This window comes from Streptomyces sp. NPDC018833, assembly GCF_044390825.1.
In the GTDB taxonomy this organism is placed as follows: Bacteria; Actinomycetota; Actinomycetes; order Streptomycetales; family Streptomycetaceae; genus Streptomyces.
This window is the reverse complement of the sequence record NZ_JBIRZM010000011.1, coordinates 12,621-34,426: the sequence shown is the minus strand read 5'-3', so window position 1 is coordinate 34,426 and position 21,806 is coordinate 12,621. Positions and strand designations below refer to the sequence as shown.

Genomic DNA, 21,806 nt, shown 5'->3' with positions numbered 1-21,806 from the left:
AACTGCCTGAGAGCGGCTGCCACGTGGAACTCGCGGGCGGCATGCGGCGGCAGGTCTTGAGTTGTGTGTTGCTGTGCACCACTGACGGTGCGGGTGTGCCGCATGCGGGGCCTGACGGAAGCAAGACTCTGCCGGAAGCCGACACCGCAAGGCAATTCTTCGTTGCGTGTGAAAGCTCACACCCCGTTTACACCAGGGGCTTTGAAGGAATCGCGGACAGCGCGACGCCGCCCGGCTAAGCTTCTGCGCTTCACCGGGCGGCGTCAACTGACTTTTCCCTTTTGCCGGACAAGCCCCTTGAGGCGGATCCGGTTAAATGTGCCCGTCCTCCAGCATTTCGGTCACGAGCGCCGCGATCTGTGAACGCTCGGAGCGGTTGAGGGTGACATGCGCGAAGAGCGGATGGCCCTTCAGTTTCTCGACGACGGCGACGACTCCGTCGTACCGGCCGACGCGAAGATTGTCCCGCTGTGCCACGTCATGAGTGAGGACGACCCGGGAATTCGCCCCGACACGGGACAGAACAGTCAGCAGGACGTTCCGCTCCAGCGACTGGGCCTCGTCGACGATGACGAACGCGTCGTGCAGGGAGCGCCCCCGGATGTGGGTGAGCGGCAGCACCTCCAGCATGCCGCGGCCGAGCACCTCCTCGATCACCTCGCGTCCCGCCACCGCGGAGAGGGTGTCGAACACCGCCTGCGCCCAGGGGCTCATCTTCTCCGCCTCGGTGCCCGGCAGATAGCCGAGCTCCTGGCCGCCCACCGCGTACAGCGGCCGGAAGACCATCACCTTCTGGTGCTGCCTGCGCTCCAGCACGGCCTCCAGGCCGGCACACAGCGCGAGCGCCGATTTGCCGGTGCCCGCACGCCCGCCCAGAGAGACGATGCCGACCTCTTGGTCGAGCAGGAGATCGAGCGCGATGCGCTGCTCGGCGCTGCGGCCGTGGATGCCGAACGCCTCCCGGTCCCCGCGCACCAGCCGCACGCTGCCCTCGGCGGTGATGCGACCGAGGGCCTTGCCGCGCTCGGACTGCAGCACGAGGCCGGTGTGCACGGGCAGCTCGGCCGCTTCGGGGACGTACAGCGTCTCCTGCCCGTACAGCAGGTCCACCTGATCGGCGGACAGGGACAGTTCGGTCATACCGGTCCAGCCGGTGTCGGTGATGGCCAGCTCCGCGCGGTACTCCTCGGCGAGCAGACCGACGGAGGACGCCTTGATGCGCAGCGGCAGGTCCTTGGAGACGACCGTGACGTCGTATCCCTCGGCCTGGAGATTGCGCGCCACCGCGAGGATGCGGGAGTCGTTGTCCCCCAGCCGGAAGCCGGCCGGAAGCACGCCGGGATCCTGGTGGTTGAGCTCCACCCGCAGCGAACCGCCCAGATCGCCGATCGGCAGGGGTGCGTCGAGACGGCCGAACCGGATGCGGAAGTCGTCCAGGAGACGCAGGGCCTGCCGGGCGAAGTAACCGAGCTCCGGATGGTGCCTCTTGGCCTCCAGTTCCGTGATCACCACGATCGGCAGCACGACCTCGTGCTCGTCGAAGCGGCTCATGGCATGCGGGTCGGCCAGCAGGACGCTGGTGTCGAGAACGTAGGTGCGCCGGTCGGGCATGCGGCGCTTTGTGCTGTTCACCACGGAAGGACGTACCCCCTCGGACGAGGTCGGGGTGCGACGGCGTCGCGGACCATTGCGTCATCCGCCGAAGCGGACGACGGGCCGGGCCGGCCTGCTGCACGGGCCGAGCGCCGGCCCTCCGCGTGGTCCGCACCAGAGGTGCAGTCCTTCGTGTGCAAAGGGCCTCCCGGGTGAGCGGTGTCGGCCGCTCACTGAGATACGACGTTCGTGGATCGGACGTCGACCTGAAAGGGGTATTCCCTCGTACACGTGCGGCCATGCGTTGGCATATGACGTCGCACCGGTGAACAGGGGGTGACGGGAGGCCAGAGGGGCCCTGGGCCCCGGGGGTTCAGGTGCCGTAACGGCGGTGACGCGCGGCGTAGTCCCGCAGCGCCCGCAGGAAGTCCACCTTGCGGAACGCCGGCCAGAAGACCTCGCAGAAGTAGTACTCCGAGTGTGCGCTCTGCCAGAGCATGAAGCCGGAGAGCCGCTGCTCCCCACTCGTACGGATCACCAGGTCCGGGTCCGGCTGCCCGCGCGTGTACAGGTGCTCCGAGATGTGCTCGACGTCCACGATCTCGGCGAGCTCCTCGAAGCTCGTCCCCTTCTCCGCGTGCTCCAGCAGCAGCGAACGGACCGCGTCGGCGATCTCCTGTCGGCCGCCGTAGCCGACCGCGACGTTCACCAGTATTCCGACGTTGCCGAGCGTCGCCTGCTCGGCCTCCTTCAGTACGGACTGCGTATGGGCCGGCAGCAGGTCGAGCGTGCCGACGTGGTGCACGCGCCAGCGGCCGTCGGCGGCCAGGTTGCGCACGGTGTTCTCGATGATGCGCAGGAGCGGGGTGAGCTCCGCCTCGGGACGGTCGAAGTTGTCCGTCGACAGCAGCCAGAGGGTGACGACCTCGACGTCGGTCTCGGCGCACCAGCCGAGAAGTTCGGAGATCTTGTCGGCTCCCGCCTGGTGTCCCTGGGCGGCTGTGCCGCCGGACGCCTTCGCCCAGCGGCGGTTGCCGTCGAGGATCACGCCGATGTGCTTGGGCACCTGGGCATGGTCGAGGCGGCCTTCCACCCGGCGTGCGTAGAGCCCGTACACCAGGTCGCGCAGGTTCACTGTTCTTACACCCTCCATGCGGCAGTCCCCGAAGGCGCCACACTACTGCGGACGGCCCACAGTGACCCAACCCGGTCTGTCACAAGTACGTGATAAGGAGGGAGACGTGACTGATTCAATTTTCTACCGTGCCGCCCACGACCGTTATGCATCCATGGAATACCGGCGCAGCGGCCGTTCGGGGCTCAAGCTGCCCGCGATCTCGCTCGGGCTGTGGCACAACTTCGGCGACGACCGCTCGCTCGGCACGCAGCGGGCGATCCTGCGCCGTGCCTTCGACCTGGGCGTGACGCACTTCGACCTGGCGAACAACTACGGTCCGCCGCCCGGTTCCGCGGAACTGAACTTCGGCAAGATCTTCGCCCAGGACTTCGCCCCCTATCGGGACGAATTGGTCATTTCAACCAAGGCGGGGTATCTGATGCACCCCGGGCCGTACGGAGAGTGGGGCTCCCGCAAGTACCTGCTGTCCTCGCTGGACGCGTCCCTGAAGCGGATGGGCCTCGACCACGTCGACATCTTCTACTCGCACCGCTTCGACAAGGACACCCCTCTCGAGGAGACGATGGGTGCGCTGGCCTCGGCGGTGCAGCAGGGCAAGGCCCTGTACGTGGGCGTGTCCTCCTACACCGCCGAGCAGACCGCGGAGGCGGCCCAGCTGCTCAGCGAGATGGGCGTCCCGGCCCTCATCCACCAGCCGTCGTACTCGATGATCAACCGCTGGATCGAGGACGACGACCTGCTCGACACGCTGGAGACCGCCGGCATGGGCTGCATCTCCTTCGCGCCGCTGGCGCAGGGACTGCTCACCGGCAAGTACCTGAAGGGCATCCCGGCGGGCTCGCGCGCCTCGCAGGGCAAGTCGCTCGACCCAGGCCTGCTGTCGGGCGAGGTGCCGCGCCGGCTGAACGGTCTGAACGACATCGCGTCCCGGCGCGGCCAGTCGCTCGCCCAGCTGGCGCTCACCTGGGTGCTGCGCGATCCCCGGATGACGTCGGCACTGATCGGCGCGTCCAGCGTGCCGCAGCTGGAGGAGAACGTGGCGGCGCTGGCGGGGCCGCCACTGACCGACGCGGAGCTGGAGGACATCAACACTTTCGCCGTGGACACGGCGGGGACGAACATCTGGGCGGCACGGAGCTAGGGCGGTGACCGGCGCGATCCCCGCGACGCAGCCGGTGCCGTGAGCCACCGGGTGCCGGGCGGTGGCCCGGCGCCGGGGCATGAAAAACGGGCCGGTCCGTGGGGGGGGGATACGGACCGGCCCGAGGGGGGGTTTCCACCATAACCCTTTGTAAGTGGTGCTGAGTGCCACGCCATGCCGCAGCCGCGCGCCGGATCCGCCGTACGGCGCGGCGCCGAACGCGCGGAAGGCCGAACCCCGGGGTCAGCGGCCCGGCCTGGGCCCGGTCCGCTACTCCGACGGGTGACCCGGGAGTGCGGGCGCTGCATTGACGAACACATGACGCAGCGTCAAGCGATCCGGCGTTACCCCGTCGGCCTGTGAGCGACGTGACATGGCAGCAGGCGATCGGCCGGCGCCTGGCCCCGCAGGGTCTCGGAGCGGGTTCGCCTTCCCCGTCCGGGACGGGGTCGGCCAAGGATGTGCCCCGTGGTGCTGTCGATGTGGCGACAGACTGGCGGCCGACGGGAGCTCACGACGCGCCCAGCGCCCCCAGCAGCACCCCGAGGAGTGCGCCGCCGATCATGAACGGGCCGAAGGGGATCGCCGTTTTGCGGCCCGCGCGGCGCAGGAGCATCAGGGTCAGGCCGTACAGCGAGCCGAGCAGGAATCCGGCGAAGGCTCCCATGAAGAGCACCACCCAGCCGTACCAGCCGAGCACCACCCCCAACGCGAGCGCGAGTTTCACGTCGCCGAAGCCCATGCCGTCGGGGTTGATCAGGAACAGCAGGAAGTAGACCGCGCCGAGCGCGAGTCCGCCGAGCAGGGCGGTCGGCCAGGAGCCCGCTTCTCGCGGCAGCGGTTCGGCCAGGCCGAGCAGGGCGGCGGATGCCGCCGCGAGGGGCAGGGTGAGCTGGTCGGGAAGCCGGTGGACGTTGCGGTCCACGAGCGCGAGCAGGACCGCGGCCGGGGTGAACAGCAGCCAGACCGCCAGTTCGGGCCGCGGTCCCGTCGAGGCCGCGAGTGCCAGGCAGACCAGGGCCGTGACCACGGGCACGAGGACGGACGGGCGGTACGGGACCGGCGGACGGCCCCCGGTGTCCGGCGCGGCCGCCGGCGCGCCCACCACCGCCGGGACCCCGGCGGCGCAGCTCGCGCAGCGGGCCGCCCCCACCCAGCCGCGCAGTGGGCCGCCGATCGGATGCCCGGCCGGGCAGTCGGTGCGCCAGTGGTCCTCCGGCTCGACGGAAAGCCGGTACGCAGCCCGTGGCACCAGCACTCCGGCTACGGCCCCCCACACGGTGGCTACGGCGATCAGCGTCACGTCCACGTGCCGACCTTAGGCCCGACCCGACCTGTGGTCATGGGCCCAGGGGCCCACCGTCGTCGGGCCGGGGCCCATTGGCGCGCGGATCCCGCCGGGCGGCGCGCGGCGCTACGGTCGGGGCCATGGGCAGATGGCAGGACGGTACAGCCGAGTTGGCGGTCCCCGGGCGGGACGCCCCGGTGCCTGTGGAGATCGCCGCCTCGTACCGGGCGCGTACCCGGGGCCTGCTCGGCCGGGACGGCATCGACGGCGCGATCATGCTCACCCCGGGCAGCAGCGTGCACACCTTCCGGATGCGTTTCGCCATCGATGTGGCGTACCTGGACAGGGAGTTGAGGGTGCTGGACGTGGTCACGATGAGGCCCGGGCGGCTGGGGACGATCCGTTTCCGTTCCCGGCACGTACTGGAGGCGGAGGCGGGGGCGATGGCCCGGTGGGGGCTGCGGCCGGGCGTACGGCTGGGGATCGCGCCGCGCGCGGTGCTGTAGGTCCGGCCTGTCCGGTGTCAGGGCAGCTTCGCCGTCTGCTCGCGGATCAGCTCGGCCGGCACGTCGGGGCTCTTCGCGTCGACGAAGTTGGCCGTGTAGAAGGTGACGACGCTCGCAGCCCGGCGTACGACGTGGAACACGAGCGGCACCTTGGCGCCCGCCACCGCACCCGTCACCCGGTAGGCGACGGACTCGTCCCCGGCCTGCGGTGCGGGCAGCGTGTGAACGTCGGAGTAGGTGGAGACCGAGTCCGCGCTGTGGGTGGTGAAGCCCCCGGCACAGGCGTCCACCGCGGTGCGCAGCGAGGTGAGGAGCTGCTGAGCGCCGCCGTCGCTGTGCGAGGTGAGGATCAGGGTGACCACGGTCTGCGTCTCCTCGCCCTCCTCCGTGGAGTCGACCGCCGTGCGGTACACGGTGGCGGCGGCAGCGGGTTCGGGTGCGCCGTTGATCACGGCGGCCAGTGGGGCGCACGCCGGCTTGTCGGCCTTCTCCGTGCCGGGCTCGTCGCCGCCTTGCAGGGGCGTGACCTCGTACCCCGGCACATCGCCGGTCACCAGCGCGGCCCTGGTCAGCTCGGCCTCGGTGAGGGCCCGGCCGCTGCTCGGCCTTTCGGCCGGTCCCGGTTCGGCGGATGCCGTGGGCGCGTCCATGGTGGGGGCGTCGGCCGGGGTCGCGGACGTGGCGGCACGCTTGTCGTCCGGCGTGCGCTTGTCGTCGTCCTCGCAGGCGGTGGCGCCTGTGAGAGTGAGCGCGACGGCAGCCGCGGCGGTCGCGATGCGCCGTGCTGTCCTGCGGGTCCCCGTGTTCATCCCGTTCCGAACCCCCTCGCCGATGTGCGTCGCACGCTAACAACGCCGGTCCTCACGGCGCATGGGCCCGGGGGCCCAATCCGGCCACGGGGAACCCGGCCCTCTCCCCCAGCCGGCGACCCCGGCCTGCGACCACGGTTGGTGGACGGTGAGGCAGGCGAACCTCACGGGTGAGGCGTCTGCTGGTGCACCTGCGCCGCCGGGCGCAGCGCCTCCAGGACGGTGGCATTGCCGTGCTTGGCCACCCAGTCGGCCTCGTCCGCCTTGTTGCCCAGGCGGATCCCGAAGGTCCACGCCGGGTCGAGGAACAGGCTGTGGCCGCCGGTGAAGTCCAGCGCGAGGCTCCTCATCACCGGAGCCGGAGCCCCGGCCGACGTGGCGGTGCCGGCTCTGACACCCGACACATACGCACGCACCGCCGTGCAGCTCCACTCGTCGCGCCCGTCGCCGAACAGCTGCTCGCCGCAGGAGGCCAGCACGACCTCGTCCTCCGCCTCGGCCAGCAGCTCGACGTCGGCCCAGTCGGCGGCCGTGACCTGCCGGGCGGTCAGGTGGTCGTACTGGCCCTCCGACGCGAACCGCACCAGGCCTTCGTCGAGCCGCAGCCAGACCACCAGCGGCTGCGGCCGGAACTCGGGCACGTCGTCGTCCCGGTCGATCCACCCCGGGACGAGAACGTCGCGCAGACGGCGTCCGGCGACCATCCCGGCGACCTCGCGCGCCCTGGTGCTCATGAGGTCAGCCCTTCTTCTTCGGCACCTTCTTGGTGATCTCGATACTGGTGTCCAGACCCTCGCCCGACGTGAGGGCGGTCCAGAAGTCACCGTTCTCCCTCAGGACGATCGTCACGCCCTTGCCACGATAGATCAGCCCCTCCGGCTCGCCCTTCTTCAACGTGCCCTTGCCGACGAGTTCGAACGTGCCATCCTTGATCGCGTTCGCGATGTCCTCCCGGAAGCGCGGGCCGTCCTCCTTGAGCTTCTTGTACTTGGTGCCCAGGGCGTCCTCGACGAGCTTCTTGTGGCGCAGGAAGTGGTCCTTGAACTTCTTCGGGTCCCCCTCGCCGACGTCCGGCTTCCTGGCAGCCTCGATCTCATCGGCCGACATGTCGCAGTCGTTGTTGTGCACCAGGGCGTTCGCGGAGCCGACACCGACGAAGTAGGTGTGCACGCCGGCCACCGCGAGGTCGTACGTCGTCCGCCGCTGCACATAATGCCGGGCCGCGACCACGGTGAGGCCGCCGCCGGCCTCCGTACGGAGCCGGGCGCCGGGCCGGATGTCACCGGCCTCCTCCCAGCGGCGCTCCCCGGTGAGCCAGAACGGGTGCGTGTCGGTGGCCGTCACCACGGCCGTACCGGACGCCGTCCGCACGGTCAGGCGGGTGAACTCCTTGTCGTCGTACGTCGTGAACGTCCGGGTGACCGGCCGCCCACCGCTCTCCCCCGAACCGGGATCGGCAGCCGCCACGCGCATCCCGACCCGCACGGTCTCGATCGGCACCCGCCGTCCGTCGGCGAGCAGTACGGGCGTGCCGGGCAGGAAGCTGTGCCGGACGGGGCAGGTGGTCGGTTTGTCGTCGGGCTTGTCCTTGTCGGGTTTCTTCTGGTTCGGGTCGTACTTCTTCCTGGCGTCGTCGAGTGCCTTCTCGGCGTCCCTGACGCGCTTGCGGTTCTTGATGAGACCGGTCAGGCCGTCATAGAGGTCGCCGCCGTGTTTCTTGAGCTTCTGGACGAGTTCGTACGCCTTCTTCCACTTCCACGGCGCTCCGTACTTGGCGGCGAGTTTGCCGACCGCGCCGCCGACGAGGCTCAGCAGGACATTGACGAGGGTCTCGGTGCAGGCCCCCATGTCACCCTTGGTGACGCAGTCGAGGGCATCGGTGATCCCGAGCTCCTCGGCGAGGATCTTCGCCAGCTCCTTGGCGGCCTGGATCGCCTTGTCCTGGTCGGCCTTCTCGGCGGCCTGGGCGTCCTGGAGGTCCTTCAGGGCCTTCTCGTAGGCGATCTGCTCCGGGGACTTGGGCGTACCGGGGTCACCGGCCGGCCGGTCGGCCGGGCCGTCGTCCGCGGGCTTGCCGTCCCGGGCCTCGTTCTGCCGCCCCCCGTCGCCGCAGTCACCGCCGCCCGAGATCCGGCAGACCTGCGCACTGATCTTCTGCGTCAGCTCCGCACCGATCCCGGTGGCCACCAGCGAGCCGATGATCGCCACGACGACCAGGCCCAGACCGACGTACTCCAGCGGCGTCTGGCCACGATCATGCCGACGGCGCCTGCGCAGGCCGAGCAGCCTCGCATCGGTACGCGGAGTGATTCCCCGCACCCACCGGCGACCGTGTCGGCGCACATCCCCCAGTACAGACATGTCGGTCAAGCTACGGACGGCGGGAGCGCCCGTCATGGGCCCACGGGCCCATCGCAGGGCTCAACGAGCGTGTGCGGCAGGGCTGATGGGCCGGCGCGTTTCGCTGACACCTCTGCGCACGGCACACGAAGGCCGGGCCGCGTCCAGCCACGCGGCCCGGCCACCGGTACGACGATCCCGCGCCTCAGCCCTACGAGCCGCCGCTGCGCGGGTAGGAGACCTCCACCCGCCGGTTCTTCTTCCGGCCCTCTTCGTTCGAGTTGTCGGCGATCGGGAACTGCTCGCCGTAGCCCCGGACTTCGTACGTGATCCCCGCGTCGCTGAGCGCCTTGGCCAGGACCGAGTGCACGGCGTCCGCGCGCTGCTTCGACAGGACGTCCCCGTGGGCGGAGGAGCCGAGATTGTCGGTGAACCCGAAGATGCGGACCTGCTTCGCGTTCTCCTTCTTGATCTCGTCGGCGATGGCCTGGATGCGGCCGTTCGCCGCGGGGCTGAGCTTGGCGCTGTCCTTGCCGAAGAGGACTTCGGCCTGGAGGGCGTACTTCACGTCGGAGTTGGTGTCCTCCCGGCGTTCCTCACCGCCCTCGGACTCGACGACGGACTTGATGTCCAGCACCTTGGCGGGGGCGAGGGTGGCGCCGTCGACCATCTTGAGACCGGGGTCGTCGGCGTCGACCTCGACGGGGGGCGAGGCGGACGCCTCCGTGCCGGGCGGCACGCTCGGCTTGTCCTCGGCCCGCGCCTCGACCGCGGACAGGAAGTGGGAGCCGACCAGGACGGCAGCGGCGGTGAAGGCCGTGACCGCGAACCGGGCGGAGGGCAGATGCATGCGGCTTCGGGACATGGCGTCACTCACCCGGAGATCTCGACCGAGACGGTCGGGAACGTCGGCAGCTGGAAATCGATCTCGGTGGTCGACTCCGGAGGTGCCGGGAACTGGAAGAACACTGGAATCGACTTCCCCGGATCGATCTTGTCGAGTCCCGAGGTGCAAAGGCAGCGGCCGTCGGTGTCGCGGAGAATGTAGTAGCGCTTCTTGCCCGCCTTGTCGACGAGGGTCGCACCGGCCACCGAGATGCCTCCGGCGAGAACTTCCTGCTCCGTGCCGCGCCACGGCGACATGTCGTAGAAGGCCTCGGCCCCGTTGTTCTTCATCTGGGCGTTGACCGTGACGAAGCCGCCTGATTCACGCTTGACGGAGTTGATGACGAGATCGATGTCCTTGGGGCCCTTCACGGTGGCAAGCGTCGTACCGGTTTCCGGGACGACCTTTCCGGAGTCTTTGTTCTCCGAGCCGGGCTTCGCCGACGCGGTCTTCTCCTTCTCCGGCTTCTTGTCCGAATCCCCGCCGCAGCCGGCCATTGTGAGGGCCAGGGTGGCGGTGATCACCACCGCTGCCGCCCCCCTGCGGGCCTTCAGGATGCGCCGAATGCTCATGAGTGGAGTTCCTTTTCTCGTCGTTCGCTGTCAATCGACCAAATGGACGTCGAAGAGGTCCTTCGCTTCAGGCAGGTCCGTCGGGTCGTCCTCAAGGTCCCAGCTCTTGGTCTTGCAGGTGAGCCTGGGGAGGATCTCGGCGTCGTCGGGAGGCTCGCAGAGGGGCTTGACCGCCGCCTTGGCGTCGGCTGTGCCGAACTTGCCCTCCGTGCCCGGGATGACCGAGTCACCGACGGGCTTCTGCGTCCTGACGCTTGCGGTGAACGTCGGCCACGGCTCGAACGTCCGGTAGCACCGCTCCCCGTCAAGCACGGCGCCGTTCCTCTCGGCGAACTGAGCGGCAGCCCCGCACGACGGAGTGATCTCCACCTTGCCGTCGAAGATGTCCTGCCACTTGGTCGGGTCCTTGAGGGAGTCGAGCCAGGCGTCTGTGAGCTTGGCGCGGGCGTCCTGCGCGGCGGCGAGCGCCGCGGCGTCCGCCGCGCCCTGTGCGCTGTTCCGGGTGGCCGACGCCTGACCCACGGCAAAGAAGGCGAACGCGAGGAAGAGCAGGCTCCCCACCATCACCACAAAGATGGGGAATGCCTGCCCTTGGTCCTTCGTACTGCGATGCAGCAAGCGGCTCAGCCGGCCTTGATCTTGTCGATCTGCTCGTTGATCTTGGTGGTGATCTTGCCACCGATGCCCGTACCCACGATCGCGCCGATGATCACGACGACCACCATGATGATGCCCAGGTACTCCAGCGCGGTCTGGCCCTTGGAGCGCTCGCGGTCGGTCATCCGGCTGATGACGGTGTTCTTCCAGCCGTTGACGCGAACCTGCGTGTCGACCGCGGCCTTCAGCAGAGTGTCGTTCGACATGTCGTCCCCCTTCGGGTTCGGCCGACCGATGGCCGGCCGACTCGTAAGTCTCCAGGCTGTCTTCGGCGTTACCGGCTTCGTACTCGCCGGTCCCGCTGTCGACGCCGGAAACGTACGGCGGACGTACGGTCCCCGCAGAGGGTCCCAGGGCCCAATCCGGGGCCCAATTCCCTTGGTGGGCCCTGCGGCCCAGGCGTGCGTTCCCCCGATCAGCCACGACCCGTCGTCCCCCTCCCGGAACCGCGGTCGGTGCGTGCCGTGCCGATCCACACGGCGATGGCCTCGCTCCTGCTGACACTGTGAAGCTTCGCGAAGATGCGATTGATGTGGTTCTTGACCGTCTTCTCGCTGATGAAGCAGGTGGCGGCGATCTGCTGATTGCTCATGCCCGACGCGATCAGGTCCATCACCTCCACCTCCCTCGCACTCAGGCCGAACGCGTCCTTGTCACGGGCAGGTTGGGGCGCACCGGCAGGAAGGCCCGCGTCACCCCCGTGCCGCACGGACGACTGTCCCACATTCGATTGCAGATGCGAAGCATCTTCGCCCGGATTCCATGAAGTCGAGACAATCGGAGCGGGCGTCTGCGGCCCGGCGGCCGGATGGCCCCCGGTGGGCGGGAGCGTCTGGTACGCCGCGCCGAGGCCGTCCGGAAGCGGTCGGCCGGCGTTCGTCGTATGACCGCCCCGGAACTCCGCCAGGAGCGCGTTCGCCGCTGTCGCCGTGAAGTGTGCGCGGCCCTCCTTCACGTCCCGTACGGCGGCGACCAGCTGGTCCGCCGTGAACTCTCCGTGCACCAGGTAACCGCCCGCGCCCAGCCGCAGGGACTCCTGCACGATCTCGTTCTCACGGCTGTACGTCAGCATCATCACCGGCGCGGCCCGCACCAGATACGGCAGGGCCGAGATGCCGTCGACGCCCGGCATGCGGACGTCCAGCAGGATCACGTCCGGCCGGTGCGCATGGGCCGCTTCCATCGCCTGGCGGCCGTCGGCGGCCTCGGCGACGACGAGGATGTCGTCGCGTCCGCCGAGCAGGACCGTCAGTCCGGCTCTGACGACCGGGTTGTCGTCGGCGACGACCACCCGCAGGGGTGAGGCGGACGGTGGGGGGAAGGGCGGGGCCGACTGGGGGACAGGACCGTGCGCGGCAGGTGGGTCCGAGTGGAGCGGAGTGGCGTGGGACGACGTGTGCTGTGAGGCGTGGGGGGCGATGAACTGCTGACCCGACGTGCGTGAGCTCTCGTCCGGCATCGTGCGGCCTCCTCTCAGGAGTTGGTGCGTCGTGGGGACAGATGCGTGGGATGTCAGGGGGCGGCCCGGTCCGTGGCGGGCTGCCGGCCCGGGTCGTCGGGCAGGATCGCGGCCAGCGGCAGGTCGAGGCGGACCTCGGTCCCCGCGGCCGTCCTGCCGCGTCCGATGCGGATGCGGGCGCCGATGCCCGCGGCACGCTCGACCATGCCGACCAGGCCGAAGTGGCCTGTCTTGCGCAGTGACTGGAGGGTGGTGCCGGGCGGCAGTCCGCTGCCGTTGTCGAGGACGCTGACGCGCAGCATGCCGTCGACGATCCCCGTCTCCGTCCTCACCTGGGTGGCACGGGCGTGGCGGCCGCTGTTCTCCAGCGCCTCGGTGGCGATGGTGAGCATCTGGCGGGCGACGGCGCGGGGCACGGGCGGTACGGGCGGGCCGCCGAGCCTGCGGAACTGAGCGGCGATGCCGGTGCGCCGGGCGAAGTCGTCGACCCTGGCGTGCAGCTCTTCGGTGACGTCGACCCCGTCCGAGCTGAGGTCGTCGCTGCGACGCAGGTCACTGAGCAGTTCACGGGATTCGGCGGCCGCGCGGCGGGCGGAGCGTGCGACCAGTTCGGCCTGGTGCTTGACGATGAGGGGGTCCATGCGGTCGGCCGTCGCGGCGAGGCCGTCGGCGGCGAGGGCCAAGCCGTGCAGGGTCTTGGCGACGGAGTCGTGCATCTCGCGGGCCAGTCGGGCACGTTCGCCGCCGACGGCCTCGTTGACGGCGAGCCGTGCGCGGGCCTCGGTGAGTGCCTGGCTGGCGGTGCCGAAGCGCAGCAACAGGTTCCGCAGCGTGACGCCTACGGCACCGGCGATGACGCAGAAGCCGGGCAGCAGCAGCGAATTGCTCGCGGTGGCGACGGCGTCGGAGTCGGCGCCGTACACGGCGAAAAGGATCAGGGCCTGGAGGCAGGCGAAGAAGGCCGCCCCGCGCCACCCGTAGGCGAGGCCGGCGAGCAGCGGCGTGCAGATCGTGACGTAGCCGAGAGTGCTGTCGGGTCCGGCGGTGATGAGCAGGAGGGCGCCGAAGAGCGCGTCCACAGCGAGCAGCGCCGGGTGCTTGAGCAGTAGCGGGCCCCAGCGCTCCCAGTCGCGGAAGAGTCCGTACGAGAACATGAAGGTGACCAGCACGCCGGATGCGACGAGGTAGGTGGGCAGGCCGGCGTTGGCCGCGCCGAGCGCGAGCGGTGCGGAGAGGCCGATCATCGCCAGCCGGAAGCCGAAGACCTGGCGGCACAGCGCCTGGAGGGCGTTGACCTGGATGGCCAGGGTGGGCATCTGGTCCGGGTCGGCCGCGGCGCGGGCCAGGGAGATCGGTCCCAGGCCGCCCGTTATCCTCCCGATGTGCAGGGCCACTGCGCTCCCCCCTCCGCCGGCATGGTGTCAGCCTCCGACCGAGCTGAAGTCGGCGTCGGCGCCGAAGACGAAGGCCGCGACGAGGAGGATCATGGTCGCCGGGACCATGATCGACGTGATGGTCAGGGTGGCCTTCGGAACCGCCTTGGACGCCCGGCGGCGGGCGTTCTGGGCGTCGGTGCGGCGCATGTCGTTGGCGATCTGGATGAGCGTCTCGGTGATCGGCGCACCCAGTTCCTCGCCCTGCTGGAGGGCGGTGACGAACTGGGCGACCTGTTCGGACTCGTTGCGCCGGCGGAGCTCCTCGAAGGCCTTGCGGCGGCCGACGCCCATGTCCATCTGGCGCAGGGTGATGCGCAGTTCGTCGGCCCAGGGGCCCTCGTACTTGTCGGCGACCCGTTCCAGGGCCTCGCGGAAGCCGAGGCCGGCGCTGACGACGACGGCGAGGACGTCGAGGAAGTCGGGCAGGGTGCGTTCGATCTGCTCCTTGCGCTGCCGGACGGCGGCGAAGATGCCGACCTCCACCCAGAACAGCCCGAAGGCGACCATGAGCAGGGCGAGGAAGGGCTGGCCACGCAGGATCATGGCGAAGGCCCCGAAGAAGCCGAGGAATCCGTAGACGGCGCGGCGTGCCGCGTACCGGTCGATGGTGAGACCGCCGGGGTTTCCGGCGAGGTCGATCCTGCGGCGGACCTTGTTGACCCGCGCGGGCCCCATCATCCGCAGCACCGCGGGGGCGTAGCGCATGCCGAGGCGGTCGACGGCGGAGCCGACCGCGGTGGTGCGGGTGGCGCCGACCTCCAGGGCGACGGCGAGGTCGCCGGGGAGCTTGGCGTCGGCGCGGTACATGCGGATGCCGTGGAAGGCTCCGGCGACACAGAGGGCTACGGCGAGGGCGAGGCCGAGTCCGGTCATGGCGGTGCGCTCCTCCTCAGACGTCGATCTTGGACAGGCGGCGGATGACGAACACGCCGAGCCCGTAGAGCACGAGGGCGACGACGACGGCGGCCTGGCCGATGAACGAGTTGGTCATGCGGTCGATGGCGCCCGGCATCACGCGGTCCAGCAGCAGCAGCGCGCCCAGGCCCATGGCGGGGACGGCGTAGGCGGTCATGTTCACCTGCGAGAGCTGGGTGCGGACCTCGCGCCGGGTCTCCTTGCGCTCCTCCAGCGTCTCGGTGAGGTTGCGCAGGGAGCCGACCACGGTACCGCCGGCCCGGTTCGAGAGGACCAGGGTGGTGACGAGGACGACCAGCTCGCGGGAGGGCAGGCGGTCGGCGAGCTCGCCGAGGGCGTCGTCGATGGAGTGGCCGACGGCCAGCTTGTCGGCGACCCGGCCGAGCTCCTCGCCGGCCGGCGCCTCCAGTTCCTCCGCGGCCATGGACAGGGCGGTGCGCAGGGCGAGGCCGGCCTGGGTGGCGTTGGCGAGGATGCGGGAGAGCTCGGGCAGCTGGTTGATGAACTTCTCGATGCGCTTGTTGCGCTGCCAGTTGAGGAAGGCGAACGCGCCCCAGATGCCGAGCAGTCCCGCGATGGGCCCGAAGAAGGAGGCGAAGAGCGTCTGCGCGACGATCCAGAGTCCGGCGACGCACACCACCATGGAGACGAAGAACTCGCCGGGCGTGAGGTCGAGGCCGGTCGCGGCGAGACGCAGCTCGATCTTCTTGCCGAGCCCGGTCCCCCGCAGCCTGCGGTCGACGGCGCGAAAGCGCCGGCGGCGGCCCGCGAGCTCCTCCACAGGGCCGGTGTGGGCGAGCCGGTCGAGCAGCGCCTGGTGCTGCGAGCGGCCCGAGGACCACGCGTGGACGCCCATCACCCCGAGCACGCCGAACAGCAGCGTGCCGCCGATCGTCAGCATTGCGGTATTCGTCATGCGGGCTACCTACTTGGCCTCTCGGACGGCGAGCTGGTCCTCGTGCGCGGCGACGCCGAAGGCCTGCGGAACTGGCTGACCGGCCATGAAGAGCCGGTCGGCGAGACGCCGCGGGAGCGGGAAGTGTTCGTACTCTCCGTGGACGCGTCCGTCCGCACCCATCGGCCGGGCGTCGAAACGGGCCACGGAGGCGAGCCGGTACGGCTCCTGGCCCCGGGAGTCGAGGACGGCGATCTCACGGATCTTCCGCGCGCCGTCGGCGTGCCGGGTGAGCTGGACGACGCAGTCGACGGCGCTGTTGATCTGGTCGCGCAGCGCCTCGAAGGGGATCTTCACCTCGGACATGGAGGCCAGGGTCTGCAGGCGCATCAGCGCGTCCTCGGCGCTGTTTGCGTGGACGGTGGCGAGCGACCCGTCGTGGCCCGTCGACATCGCCTGGAGCATGTCGAGGGTCTCGCCGCCGCGGACCTCGCCGACGACGATGCGGTCGGGGCGCATGCGCAGCGAGTTGCGCACCAGGTCGCGAATGGTGATCCGGCCCTTCCCCTCGACGTTCGCGGGACGGGACTCCAGGCGGATCACGTGCTGCTGCTGGAGCTGGAGCTCCGCGGAGTCCTCGATGGTGATGACGCGCTCGCCCTCCGGGATGAGCCCGGACAGCGCGTTGAGCAGGGTCGTCTTCCCGGTGCCCGTCGCGCCGGAGACGATGATGTTCAGCCTGGCCTGGACGAGGGCGGAGAGCAGATACAGCATGTGCTCGTCGAGCGAGCCGAAGCCGATCATCTCCGAGAGCGTGAAGGCGCGGGGGAAGCGCCGGATGGTGAGCGTGGCGCCGGACAGGGCCAGCGGCGGGATGATGACGTTGACACGCTCGCCGGAGGGCAGCCGGGCGTCCACCATCGGGTTGGACTCGTCGACCCTGCGGTTGACCGTGGACACGATGCGCTCGATGGTCTGCATCAGCTGTTCGTTGGAGGCGAAGCGCAGCGGCAGCAGTTCGACGCGGCCACCGCGCTCGACGAAGATCTGGTCCGGCCCGTTCACCATGATCTCGGTGATGGACGCGTCCTCCAGCAGCGGTTCCAGTACGCCGAGGCCGAGCGCCTCGTCCACGACCCGGCGGATCAGCTGCGAACGCTCCGACGCCGACAGGACCGGTCCCTCGCGGCTGATGATGTGCCCGAGCACACGCTCCAGCCGCGCCCGGCGGTCGGCCGCGGCGAGCGCCGACATCTCCGCGAGGTCGATCTCCTCGAGCAGCTTGGTCCGGTACGTGGCCACCAGATGGCCGTCGTCCCGTCCTCCCCCTCGGTCCTCGGGGGCGGTGATGCGTGCCCGCAGGCTCATGTGCGACTCCTTGGCGTACCGCGGCGGTGGGCTCAGCCCTCGGGCGGGTGTGCTCAGCCCTCGGGCGGGTGTGCTCAGCCCTCGGGCGTCGTGGGTTCAGTCCTTGGGCGTCGTGGGTTCAGTCCTTGGGCGTCGTGGGTTCAGTCCTTGGGCGTCGTGGGTTCAGTCCTTGGGCATGGTGGAGCTGCGCTCGGCGTGTCCCCAGTCGCCGATGCCGGGAACGACGGAGGGAATCAGGATCCTCACGGTCACGGTCACCTCGCCTCCTCCCGGTCGTGCGCTGTAGTGGAAGTCCCCTGGACCGTCGCTGAGCCAGTCGCTGACGGCGCTGCGGCCCGCGTGGCCGCCGTTCGTCTGCCAGTTGTCGTCGCTCTCCGCGCGGGCCGCGGCCCGCGCGGCGGTGCCCGCCTGCGCCGTGGCGTAGGCGGCGACGCCGAGCTGTACGGCGGCGAGGGCAAGGATCAGCATCAGGGGCAGGAACCCGGCGAACTCCAGGGCGACCTGCCCCCGGTCGCGCCTGTTGTCGGTGGTCACGGCGCTCACCCCTCCGCCACCGCACTGGCATGGCCCTCGACGTCGAAGGGGAAGTCGATGAAGCCGGGGAACAGGACGGGCACCTTGAGCGTCACATCCGCCTCGTACATTCCGCCGGAGGCCGGGCCGCAGTCGACCCGCGCAGGCCGCCATGCGCCGAGGTCGTCCTCGGCCGCGGCCCGGCACCGCCCACCCGGATCGGCGGCGTCGGCCGCCCCCTGCCGGGCGCCCTCGTCCGCCGCATTGCCCGCGCGAATGTAGGTGTAGCCGAGGAGGGCGGACTGCCACAGCAGGACGCAGACGACCGCGATGAGCGGCAGCATGCCGAGGAACTCGACGGCCACCTGCCCCCGGTCCCGGCCAGCATCCCGGTCCCCGCCCGCATCCCGGTCCCGGCCGACAACCCGGTCCCGGCCGACATCGCGGGCCCCGCCGGAAGCCCGGCCCCGTAACCGGTGCGGGTCACGGCCCGGCGCGGTACCGGCCCGTCCCGTGATCGGTGGTGCGCTCAGCACGCGCATCGCTCAACTCTCCCCCTTGAGAGCGCCGCCTCGCCGGCGGCGCACGCCGATGGAGCCCCGGTCGCCCCGGAACCTACCGGCCTTGTCATTCCCTTCGGGCGCTTTCACGATTCCCAGTTCGCCCGCGAAGCCCCACAGGGCCTGTTTCACCGTCGACTTGGCCTCCAGGTCCTGCATCCGGCCCGCGTCGACGGCGGACTGCAGCTCCTTGAAGTTCGCGGGGACGAGGGAACGCGCGACACGGGTCCCGGTGATCCGCTCGATCAGCGCGGGCTGGATCTCGGTGTTGCGGTTGAAGCGGTTGACCAGCATCACCGTCTCCTCCGCCTTGCGGATCTGCAGCCGGTCCCAGAGCCGGACCATGCGCTTGGCCGCCCGTACCGCCACCACGTCCGGGGTCGTCACCAGCACGGTCGTGTCGCCCATCTCGACGGCGGCCGCGTTGGCGCTGTTCATCTGGGTCCCGCAGTCGATGACGACGACCTCGTAGCGGTTGCGCAGTGCGCTGACGATCTGGCGCACCGCCCTGTCGTTGACCTCTTCGCCGCGTTCTCCGTCACCGGGTGCGAGCAACAGGCCGATCCCGGTGTCGTGGCTGAAGACGGCGTCCTGGAGCACGCGCGGCGATATGTCCTGGATGCCGGCGAGATCGACGATCGAGCGCCGGAACTGCACATCCAGGTAAGAGGCCACGTCGCCGGCCTGGAGGTCCATGTCCGCCAGCGCGGTGGTCATCCCGGACGCGCGAGCGGCGAGCGCGAGCTGGACCGCGGTGAGGGTGGTGCCGACGCCACCTTTGGCCCCGGACACGGTCAGCACGATGCCGCCCGGCCCGGTGAACACGTCACCGCTGTGACCGAGATGGCGGCGCACACCCAGCGACCAGGAGGCCGCGGCCTGCACGCGCTGGGTCAACTCCTCGTACGACAGCGGCAGCGCGACGAGCCCGCGCGCGCCGGAGTCCATGGCTGCCGAGTACAGGCCGGGACTCGCGTCGGCGCTGACCAGGACGACTCCGACCGCGGGAAAGCGCAGGGCCACCTCCCGGATCAGTTCGAGCGCCGGCACCGGGCCGATCCGTTCGTGCACCAGCACGACCTCGGGCAGCTCCTCCAGGGACTCGCCGGCCAGGCGCGCGAGTGTGTCGAGCAGGGAGGTCGAGTCGGCCACCGGCGCGGCCGGCTCCGCCTCGGGCAGCTGGCTGAGCAGGGTGGTGATGGATCGGGCGGCATCGGCGTCACCGACGGCCGGGAGGATGCGTGTCGTCATCCGGCCCTCACTTATTCCTGTCCTCGTCGAGGGTGTACTTGCCTTCACCCGGGCGAAGCGTGGTCGGACTGCCCTTGGCGATCAGGGCGAGGCGTACATGGACGGCGAACGACTCGGCGAACGCCACACGCTGGGCGTCCTGGGTGTCGAGGGCGAACGTGATGGGCACGGCCTGGGTCGCGGCGGCGTTGCGGTCGTCGCCCTTGGACTCCAGGGCGGTGAGCTTGCCGACGTCGATGACCTTGGCGTTGGGGACGATGATCCGGGACTCGGCGACCTGGCCCCTGTCCTCCCCCTCGTCGTCGAAGGTGGCGAAGATGTTCACCAGGTCGCCGGGGGTGATCTTGCCCGCAACGCCGGTGGCGGCGTCGATCATGATGGCGATCTCCTGCTCGCCGTTCTCCAGTGCGGGACGCTTGACGATCATGTCGTCCTGGAGGAGTGACCCCCTGCGCAGCTGGGTGACGGCGATCTTTCCCTGCACCACGGATATGTCGGTGACCGCGCTGGAGGAGAGCCAGCGCTTGGGCACCGTGATTTTTTCGAACTGGCTCGGCTGAAGTTCCGTATAGGGAGCGATGTCCGACGAGAGCCGGTAGGCCGTCACCTCGGGCCCCACCTTCGAATTCACGTCGCTGATGACCGAAAGCACGCCGACGAACGCGCCGAAGGCGCACAGGACGGACAGGAGCAGAAGAATGACACCGCGGCGCTGGCGTGAATTCATGAGCGCGACAACCTCGTGGGGAGACGGGCAGGGACGGAGCGGACGGTGCGGGGGCGATCGGGGCCGTGCGCGGGCGTCCCCGTCGCCGGACCGAGCGGCCGCCCTCGGCGGCTACGGCTCTTGACGCATAGGTGTTCCGTGCTTCAGGACACCGCTGCCGGAGGTTTGGTTCTCCGCCGACGCGAGCGGCGCCGAACAGAATCCACAGCGGTCGCCGATGATTTCAAGGCCGCACCACGAGCACTTCTCCCGTTTGACGGACGAGACCAGCTGGTAGATGAGGGCGATGTCGGGGAGATGGGCCGCGAATTCGATCATTTTCGAGGTGCCCCACCACTTCGGCGAATCAGCCGGCAGAGCGGTTTCCTGTATCGCCCGGCAGCGCCAGGCGGGAGCGAGCGCCGCACTCACCCAGTCGCTCTGCAACTGTCCCTTCGCGACGATCAGCTGGTTGCCGAACTCGGGCCCGGAGAGTTCACCGCCGCCGAGCTTGACCACTTGCGGGTCCGGGTTGGCCAGCACGGCGAACTGCGAGCCCGGCAGCCAGGACTTGGCGTGGGACGTGAGGCCGACCGGCACCCGGTCGAGCCTGGCGACGGAGTTCAGCAGGGCCCCGGCGTAGACGTAGTGGGCCAGGAGCCGGGCCGCGGAGGCGACGATGCCCGCGCCGAAGTCGCAGATGGACAACTGGCGCAACTGGCGTACGAGGACGGCGACACCGAGCGGCGGCAGCGCCAGCTTCATCAGGGCGATGCGGTCGCTCTCCAGGACGGAGCGGACGGTGTGCAGTCTGCGTTCGTGCGCAACAGGGATCGAAGCGGGGTACAGCGCCACCACATAGCCATGCTGATCCAGCAGCAGCTGCATGTCGGCGAGCGCGGCGTCCAGCGGCTGCGCACCGGGCGCCGGCAGCAGCGCTGCCGTGGGTGTGTGTGGGTCGGTGGGCGGTAACACCAGATCAGCACTGGTGACAGCGATCGCGGTCTGCACGCTCAATTCCCCGTTCGAATCCGGCCACCGGCGATACGGCGACGGCTTCTTCACTGCTCGTGCTGCTGCATCAGCACTCTAACCACGTCCTTCGAGGCAGAGAACACCTTTCAGGTCGCCCGCAGGCAACCGGCACGACTCGCGCACCGCCAAACACGGATGAAGTCGTCAATCCCCAACTCCCGTCACAACACTCTGAATTGTTCTGGCCAGAGCTCCCTTTGGGTCCCTCATTAGGTCCGCAGGCCCACGCCAGGCAGACGTCGCCATGCGTACGCTCCGATTCCGATTCCGCGTGCGAATGGTGTGCGTGAGCTGGGAGGGGGACGACGGATGAAACGTGACCGGGGGCGACCGCGGCCGAGTATCTCGGCGTGGTCGTGGTCGTCGCCACCGTCATCGGGGCGGTGGCCGGCTCAGGCACGGGAGCGGCGATCACACAGAAGATCATTTTAGGCGCGGGACGCGAAGCGGATCGACTTCGAGTTCACCTCGACCGGCGAACGGGGCACACCCGCCAAGGGCACCCGGGTCGCGGACGTGATCGTCGCGGGCCTCGACGCCGACGAGTCGACGTACGCCGTACGGATCGACGCGGCGAAGGGCCACCTGTCCGACGACGACCTGAAGAAGATCATCGACAGCATCACCGTCCGGTAGGGCCGGCGACCGGCGGCCCTACCAGTCGGCGACCGGCGGCCGTACCGGACGGCGGCCCTACCGGACGCGGCCGGCGGCCCGCAGCCGCCCGGAACCGTCCGC

General features: G+C 69.9%; 22 protein-coding genes. 2 read left to right on the top strand and 20 right to left on the bottom strand.

What is annotated here, in order from left to right:
- Window positions 1–312: 312 nt before the first annotated feature.
- Window positions 313–1,635, bottom strand: a complete 1,323-nt coding sequence (locus tag ACH5AF_RS21835; RefSeq protein WP_398903346.1) for a PhoH family protein — start codon at window positions 1,633–1,635, stop codon at window positions 313–315.
- Window positions 1,636–1,966: 331 nt separating this feature from the next.
- Entirely contained in the window at window positions 1,967–2,728 is a 762-nt protein-coding gene (locus ACH5AF_RS21830; protein ID WP_398903668.1) for an isoprenyl transferase, read from the bottom strand.
- A gap of 106 nt (window positions 2,729–2,834) precedes the next feature.
- Between ACH5AF_RS21830 and mgrA the strand changes: the two genes are divergently transcribed.
- The gene (gene mgrA, locus ACH5AF_RS21825) at window positions 2,835–3,872 is read left to right on the top strand and encodes an L-glyceraldehyde 3-phosphate reductase (protein ID WP_398903344.1); all 1,038 of its coding nucleotides are present in this window, start codon (window positions 2,835–2,837) and stop codon (window positions 3,870–3,872) included.
- Between the two features lie 511 nt (window positions 3,873–4,383).
- Here mgrA and ACH5AF_RS21820 read toward each other — a convergent pair.
- Complete coding sequence (locus tag ACH5AF_RS21820; RefSeq protein WP_398903342.1) at window positions 4,384–5,181, bottom strand: prepilin peptidase; 798 nt, start codon at window positions 5,179–5,181, stop codon at window positions 4,384–4,386.
- Window positions 5,182–5,300: 119 nt separating this feature from the next.
- Between ACH5AF_RS21820 and ACH5AF_RS21815 the strand changes: the two genes are divergently transcribed.
- Complete coding sequence (locus ACH5AF_RS21815; RefSeq protein ID WP_398903340.1) at window positions 5,301–5,666, top strand: DUF192 domain-containing protein; 366 nt, start codon at window positions 5,301–5,303, stop codon at window positions 5,664–5,666.
- 17 nt (window positions 5,667–5,683) lie between these two features.
- Here ACH5AF_RS21815 and ACH5AF_RS21810 read toward each other — a convergent pair whose 3' ends face one another.
- The 17 genes from ACH5AF_RS21810 to ACH5AF_RS21730 all read right to left on the bottom strand — a co-directional run bounded on the left by ACH5AF_RS21810 (window position 5,684) and on the right by ACH5AF_RS21730 (window position 21,044).
- Window positions 5,684–6,475, bottom strand: coding sequence for a hypothetical protein (locus ACH5AF_RS21810; protein WP_398903337.1), 792 nt, complete (start codon window positions 6,473–6,475; stop codon window positions 5,684–5,686).
- A 164-nt stretch (window positions 6,476–6,639) separates the two neighbouring features.
- Entirely contained in the window at window positions 6,640–7,209 is a 570-nt protein-coding gene (locus tag ACH5AF_RS21805; protein WP_398903335.1) for a hypothetical protein, read from the bottom strand.
- Between the two features lie 4 nt (window positions 7,210–7,213).
- Complete coding sequence (locus ACH5AF_RS21800; RefSeq protein WP_398903333.1) at window positions 7,214–8,836, bottom strand: Hint domain-containing protein; 1,623 nt, start codon at window positions 8,834–8,836, stop codon at window positions 7,214–7,216.
- 190 nt (window positions 8,837–9,026) lie between these two features.
- Window positions 9,027–9,680 (bottom strand): OmpA family protein, encoded by a 654-nt coding sequence (locus ACH5AF_RS21795; RefSeq protein WP_398903331.1) that lies wholly within the window; start codon window positions 9,678–9,680, stop codon window positions 9,027–9,029.
- A gap of 8 nt (window positions 9,681–9,688) precedes the next feature.
- The gene (locus ACH5AF_RS21790; RefSeq protein ID WP_398903329.1) at window positions 9,689–10,273 is read right to left on the bottom strand and encodes a hypothetical protein; all 585 of its coding nucleotides are present in this window, start codon (window positions 10,271–10,273) and stop codon (window positions 9,689–9,691) included.
- Window positions 10,274–10,303: 30 nt separating this feature from the next.
- Window positions 10,304–10,891 carry a pilus assembly protein TadG-related protein gene (locus tag ACH5AF_RS21785; RefSeq protein WP_398903328.1) on the bottom strand — a complete coding sequence of 196 codons (588 nt, stop codon included), beginning with the start codon at window positions 10,889–10,891 and terminating at the stop codon, window positions 10,304–10,306.
- A 5-nt stretch (window positions 10,892–10,896) separates the two neighbouring features.
- Window positions 10,897–11,136, bottom strand: a complete 240-nt coding sequence (locus tag ACH5AF_RS21780) for a hypothetical protein (protein ID WP_215178435.1) — start codon at window positions 11,134–11,136, stop codon at window positions 10,897–10,899.
- 209 nt (window positions 11,137–11,345) lie between these two features.
- Complete coding sequence (locus ACH5AF_RS21775) at window positions 11,346–12,389, bottom strand: response regulator (protein ID WP_398903327.1); 1,044 nt, start codon at window positions 12,387–12,389, stop codon at window positions 11,346–11,348.
- Between the two features lie 53 nt (window positions 12,390–12,442).
- The gene (locus ACH5AF_RS21770) at window positions 12,443–13,783 is read right to left on the bottom strand and encodes a sensor histidine kinase (RefSeq protein WP_398903326.1); all 1,341 of its coding nucleotides are present in this window, start codon (window positions 13,781–13,783) and stop codon (window positions 12,443–12,445) included.
- A 27-nt stretch (window positions 13,784–13,810) separates the two neighbouring features.
- Entirely contained in the window at window positions 13,811–14,698 is an 888-nt protein-coding gene (locus tag ACH5AF_RS21765; protein WP_398903324.1) for a DUF5936 domain-containing protein, read from the bottom strand.
- A gap of 16 nt (window positions 14,699–14,714) precedes the next feature.
- Window positions 14,715–15,656 carry a type II secretion system F family protein gene (locus ACH5AF_RS21760; protein ID WP_398903322.1) on the bottom strand — a complete coding sequence of 314 codons (942 nt, stop codon included), beginning with the start codon at window positions 15,654–15,656 and terminating at the stop codon, window positions 14,715–14,717.
- Between the two features lie 9 nt (window positions 15,657–15,665).
- Entirely contained in the window at window positions 15,666–17,003 is a 1,338-nt protein-coding gene (locus ACH5AF_RS21755; RefSeq protein WP_398903320.1) for a CpaF family protein, read from the bottom strand.
- Between the two features lie 162 nt (window positions 17,004–17,165).
- A complete protein-coding gene (locus ACH5AF_RS21750; RefSeq protein ID WP_398903318.1) occupies window positions 17,166–17,537 on the bottom strand; it encodes a TadE/TadG family type IV pilus assembly protein in 372 nt (123 codons plus the stop codon).
- Between the two features lie 5 nt (window positions 17,538–17,542).
- A complete protein-coding gene (locus ACH5AF_RS21745; RefSeq protein WP_398903316.1) occupies window positions 17,543–17,881 on the bottom strand; it encodes a TadE family protein in 339 nt (112 codons plus the stop codon).
- A 180-nt stretch (window positions 17,882–18,061) separates the two neighbouring features.
- On the bottom strand, window positions 18,062–19,327 hold the full coding sequence (locus tag ACH5AF_RS21740; protein ID WP_398903314.1) for a CpaE family protein: 1,266 nt from the start codon (window positions 19,325–19,327) through the stop codon (window positions 18,062–18,064).
- A gap of 7 nt (window positions 19,328–19,334) precedes the next feature.
- Window positions 19,335–20,054 carry a Flp pilus assembly protein CpaB gene (cpaB, locus tag ACH5AF_RS21735; protein WP_398903313.1) on the bottom strand — a complete coding sequence of 240 codons (720 nt, stop codon included), beginning with the start codon at window positions 20,052–20,054 and terminating at the stop codon, window positions 19,335–19,337.
- 111 nt (window positions 20,055–20,165) lie between these two features.
- The gene (locus ACH5AF_RS21730) at window positions 20,166–21,044 is read right to left on the bottom strand and encodes a hypothetical protein (protein ID WP_398903311.1); all 879 of its coding nucleotides are present in this window, start codon (window positions 21,042–21,044) and stop codon (window positions 20,166–20,168) included.
- Between the last annotated feature and the right edge of the window lie 762 nt (window positions 21,045–21,806).

What these genes read in the sequence shown, in the direction of transcription:
- ACH5AF_RS21815 (WP_398903340.1), top strand. Translation starts at nt 5,301, where the DNA reads ATGGGCAGATGGCAGGACGGTACAGCCGAGTTGGCGGTCCCCGGGCGG.
- ACH5AF_RS21810 (WP_398903337.1), bottom strand. Translation starts at nt 6,475, where the DNA reads ATGAACACGGGGACCCGCAGGACAGCACGGCGCATCGCGACCGCCGCG.
- ACH5AF_RS21805 (WP_398903335.1), bottom strand. Translation starts at nt 7,209, where the DNA reads ATGAGCACCAGGGCGCGCGAGGTCGCCGGGATGGTCGCCGGACGCCGT.
- ACH5AF_RS21800 (WP_398903333.1), bottom strand. Translation starts at nt 8,836, where the DNA reads ATGTCTGTACTGGGGGATGTGCGCCGACACGGTCGCCGGTGGGTGCGG.
- ACH5AF_RS21795 (WP_398903331.1), bottom strand. Translation starts at nt 9,680, where the DNA reads ATGTCCCGAAGCCGCATGCATCTGCCCTCCGCCCGGTTCGCGGTCACG.
- ACH5AF_RS21790 (WP_398903329.1), bottom strand. Translation starts at nt 10,273, where the DNA reads ATGAGCATTCGGCGCATCCTGAAGGCCCGCAGGGGGGCGGCAGCGGTG.
- ACH5AF_RS21780 (WP_215178435.1), bottom strand. Translation starts at nt 11,136, where the DNA reads ATGTCGAACGACACTCTGCTGAAGGCCGCGGTCGACACGCAGGTTCGC.
- ACH5AF_RS21775 (WP_398903327.1), bottom strand. Translation starts at nt 12,389, where the DNA reads ATGCCGGACGAGAGCTCACGCACGTCGGGTCAGCAGTTCATCGCCCCC.
- ACH5AF_RS21765 (WP_398903324.1), bottom strand. Translation starts at nt 14,698, where the DNA reads ATGACCGGACTCGGCCTCGCCCTCGCCGTAGCCCTCTGTGTCGCCGGA.
- ACH5AF_RS21760 (WP_398903322.1), bottom strand. Translation starts at nt 15,656, where the DNA reads ATGACGAATACCGCAATGCTGACGATCGGCGGCACGCTGCTGTTCGGC.
- ACH5AF_RS21755 (WP_398903320.1), bottom strand. Translation starts at nt 17,003, where the DNA reads ATGAGCCTGCGGGCACGCATCACCGCCCCCGAGGACCGAGGGGGAGGA.
- ACH5AF_RS21740 (WP_398903314.1), bottom strand. Translation starts at nt 19,327, where the DNA reads ATGACGACACGCATCCTCCCGGCCGTCGGTGACGCCGATGCCGCCCGA.
- cpaB (WP_398903313.1), bottom strand. Translation starts at nt 20,054, where the DNA reads ATGAATTCACGCCAGCGCCGCGGTGTCATTCTTCTGCTCCTGTCCGTC.